The sequence below is a fragment of the Candidatus Neomarinimicrobiota bacterium genome (assembly GCA_041862535.1).
Lineage (GTDB): Bacteria > Fidelibacterota > Marinisomatia > SCGC-AAA003-L08 > TS1B11.
In genome coordinates this window covers 1-2,216 of record JBGVTM010000303.1, presented here as the reverse complement: position 1 = coordinate 2,216, position 2,216 = coordinate 1, and the positions used below count along the sequence as shown (strand labels likewise).

General features: G+C 52.4%; 2 protein-coding genes. Both read left to right on the top strand.

What is annotated here, in order from left to right:
- Positions 1 to 1,284, top strand: a 1,284-nt coding sequence (locus ACETWG_10990; GenBank protein ID MFB0517110.1) for a GntP family permease, incomplete at its 5' end; no start/stop codon positions are given.
- A gap of 57 nt (positions 1,285 to 1,341) precedes the next feature.
- Positions 1,342 to 2,216, top strand: an 875-nt coding sequence (locus ACETWG_10985; GenBank protein MFB0517109.1) for an enolase C-terminal domain-like protein, incomplete at its 3' end; no start/stop codon positions are given.

The following is a 2,216-nucleotide window of genomic DNA, read 5'->3' as shown; positions in this document are numbered from 1 at the left end:
ATGACGGTAAAACAAACCACTGACCTGATGGAGTCTTCCGTAGGCGAGCGAGTCGCCATCGGATTCGGCCGAACATGCACCAAGATAGGGATTCTGATTGCGATGGCCTCTATCATTGGGAGGTTTTTGCTTGAAAGCGGTGCCGCTGAGCGAATTGTCCGTTCGCTGCTAAAATGGTTGGGGGAAAAACGCGCACCCTACGCATTCTTAGGCAGCGGATTTCTGCTGGGAATGCCTGTCTTTTTCGATACGGTTTTCTATCTGATGATGCCCTTGGGCAAGGCGATGGGGATTAGGACAGGGCGGAATTATGGTCTCTATGTTATGGCGATTGTAGCAGGGGCAACCATGACCCATTCTCTCGTACCACCGACGCCCGGTCCCTTGTTCGTTGCGGGTGAACTTTCTGTAACCATTGGACTGATGATCATAGGGGGAATCGTCGTCGGTCTCTTTACTGTGAGCGCCGGTTATCTTTATGCGCTATGGGCTAACCGAAAGTGGCCGGTGCCCGTCAGAGACACAGCCGATATTTCTGCAGCCGATCTAAGGAGCATGACAGAAAAAGATGAAGCAACCCTACCTCCCTTTTGGCTTTCGATACTACCCATCATTTTGCCCATTTTTCTGATTGCCGGAGGGACATTTTTCAATTCCTGGGTGAAGACACAATCTCACATAACAACTACTCCATGGTGGCAAGGCATCACTGTGTTGATTAACAATGTTGGCAATCCTAATGTGGCCCTCGCAATCTCGGCTGCAATTGCTTTATTAACTTTTGCATGGCAGCGCCGAGATCGGAAGAAGAATATCACACCGCTCCTTCAAAATGCGCTCTCGAATGGCGGCTTAATAATTCTGATTACATCTGCCGGTGGTGCCTTTGGCGGCATCCTTCAGCAGACAGGAATTGGTCACCGCGTCCAGGAACTGGCGACTTCTTATCACATGGCCGTACTTCCTCTGGCGTTTTGCGTGACAGCTATTGTCCGAACGGCTCAAGGTTCCGCAACGGTTGCCATGATAACTGCGGTCGGCATTCTTGGCGGCTTAGCCGGTAGTGGACAGTTGGGATTCCATCCACTCTATCTGGCACTGGTCATCGGATGTGGGTCAAAACTTATTCCCTGGATGAATGACAGTGGTTTCTGGGTGATATGCAAGATGTCCGGCATGACGGAAGGTGAAACGTTGAAAACCTGCTCGACGATGATGACGTTGATGGGAATCGTTGGCTTGCTCGTGATTATGATATTTGCACGCTTATTGCCTTTGGTATAGAGTTATTCTGTGACGTAGAAAGGGGATACTGACCTTCGACAGATAATGGAGCCCGGCATGAAAATAGTAGACATGCGGATTCATTCTATTGCCGTTGCGGATCCGCCGCTGCGCAGTTCGTATGGTTTGCACGCTCCCTACGCGTTGCGGACTATTCTGGAACTTGAGAGCGAAGATGGCATTGTCGGCATTTCCGAGACGTATGGCGGCCGGGCTCCGGCTCAGGCTCTAAGGCAGTTGCAGCCGCAAATCGTTGGTGCCGATGCATACCGTTTAACCGGCTTTCTCTCGCCAATGGTGGAAGGACAGGGAGCGGGCTCCGAGCGTTCTCAGACATACCTTGTGCCTGGAGAGAATCCTCTTGACGCAACGACCCGCACATACGCGGCCATTGAAGTTGGGTGTCTCGATTTAATCGGAAAATCCGTGGGTCAGCCGGTATGTGACCTGATTGGCGGTCGTGTGAGGGGTGAAGTTGCGTTTTCCGCTTATCCGTTCTACAAACATGCCGGCGGGGGAGGTGAAGGCGACGATGTTCGCGAAGATGAATATGGAGAAGCCCTGACGCCCGAAGCTCTGGTGCAGCAAGTCAAACAAATGGTAAGCAAATACGGATTCGGCTCGGTCAAATTCAAAGGCGGTGTGCTGGAACCGGACCTGGAAATTGAGACCATCAAATTGCTCCGTCAGGAGCTTGGTCCTGAAGTTCCTTTGCGCATCGACCCAAATTCTGCATGGACCGTCGAAACATCCCTGCGCGTGGGCAAAGCGTTGGCCGGGGAGCTTTCGGGTGGCGGATATTTGGAAGACCCAACCGCCGGCCTGGAAAGTATGGCAGAGGTAAGACGACGGTTAGTCGCCGAGGGGATTATGACACCGCTGGCCACCAATGTGGCGGTCACTTCGTTCGGTGATATCCCCCGGGCCATCGA